This is a genomic window from Frigoriflavimonas asaccharolytica (genome assembly GCF_013294015.1).
GTDB classification, from domain to species: Bacteria; Bacteroidota; Bacteroidia; order Flavobacteriales; family Weeksellaceae; genus Frigoriflavimonas; species Frigoriflavimonas asaccharolytica.
Map to the genome: position 1 here is coordinate 1 of NZ_JABSNO010000064.1, position 1,312 is coordinate 1,312.

Below are 1,312 nucleotides of genomic sequence, written 5' to 3' on the forward strand. Positions count from 1 at the left end.
GGTAATAGCGTGATTAATTCCTGGACACATAAATTAGTAATAACCTTAAATTTGTGTCATGAGTTTACATCGAAAAAAATGGAAGCAAAAAGAAAAAGAAGAAATATTGCTTCACGCAGAAGAACATGGAGTTTCCAAAACTTCGCGAGAATTTAATATATCTACCGCCACTATTTATAATTGGAAAAATAAATACAATGAATTGGGTAGCGAAGGTCTAGGAAATGGAGCAAAAACTGCTTTAGAAAGGGAGTTGGCTCAACTCAAACGAGAAAATAGTGAACTTAAAAAGATAGTTGCAGAGAAAGAACTTGCCCTTCGGGTAAAGGACTCACTTTTAAAAAAAAACGAATCTCTAAAGAGGAAAGAATAATGGTTTTGGATGAATATTTAGAACAGAAATTTCCCTTGAAACCGCTATTGAAGATACTGGAATTGCCTCGGAGTTCTTACTATTATAAACCTACGGGAACAAAGGCTGGAAAGCGTAAAGCGAGTCATTTTTACAAGGGTGCAGAACTTGTTCCAGAGCAAATTCTTATAGAAGATATCGCAAGTCTGCTTTCTGGTGAATTTGTTGATTATGGATACTATAAAACCTATATTCATCTCAAAAGAGAATTGAATTATTTAATTGGATCGAACAGAACCTACCGCATTATGAAAGAAAATAGTCTGCTAAAATTTCAGCGAAGTAAGCAAAAGCGCATCAACCGAAATTGGGTGAAAGATTTAGTTCCAAAGGTGGATCATCCCTTCACTTTCATGGAGTTTGATATCAAATTTGCATACATTCAAGGAAGCAGATCCAACGTAATGATCCTTACGGTGTTAGATGTTTTCAGCAGGTGGAATCTTGGTCAGTACATCTCGCATAGCATTAAAAAAGAGGACGTTATAGATCTCTTCGAGAAAATAATATCGAAATACCAAATGCCGGAAACTTTCATAGTAAGAAATGATAATGGAAGCCAGTTTGTGGCAGGTTTGGTTCAAGATTATTTTGCTAAAAAGAATATAGTGCAAGAGTTTACAAAACCTTCAACACCACAACAAAATGCGCACATTGAAAGTTACCACTCAATAATGGAAAGCGCTGTTTGCCAGAGATTTGAGTTTGAAAATAAAAAAGATTTCATCGCAACTATGGGGCGTTTCAGAAAATTTTATAACTTTGATAGAATCCATGGAGGGCTAGGCTACAATTCCCCAGCAAGATTCTTAAAAAAAATCGGAATAGATATGTCGGATAAAGAGTCCTTAAATTAAAATTCAATTAGAAAAAAGTGTCCAGTTATTTGCGTTTAAGACA

At 35.0% G+C, this 1,312-nt stretch carries 2 protein-coding genes; both read left to right on the forward strand.

Annotated features, from left to right (window positions below; genetic code table 11):
• The first annotated feature begins 58 nt into the window (after window positions 1-58).
• Entirely contained in the window at window positions 59-373 is a 315-nt protein-coding gene (locus tag HNQ03_RS16015; protein WP_173780699.1) for a transposase, read from the forward strand.
• 5 nt (window positions 374-378) lie between these two features.
• On the forward strand, window positions 379-1,269 hold the full coding sequence (locus HNQ03_RS16020) for a DDE-type integrase/transposase/recombinase (protein WP_226927539.1): 891 nt from the start codon (window positions 379-381) through the stop codon (window positions 1,267-1,269).
• The last annotated feature ends 43 nt before the right edge of the window (window positions 1,270-1,312 follow it).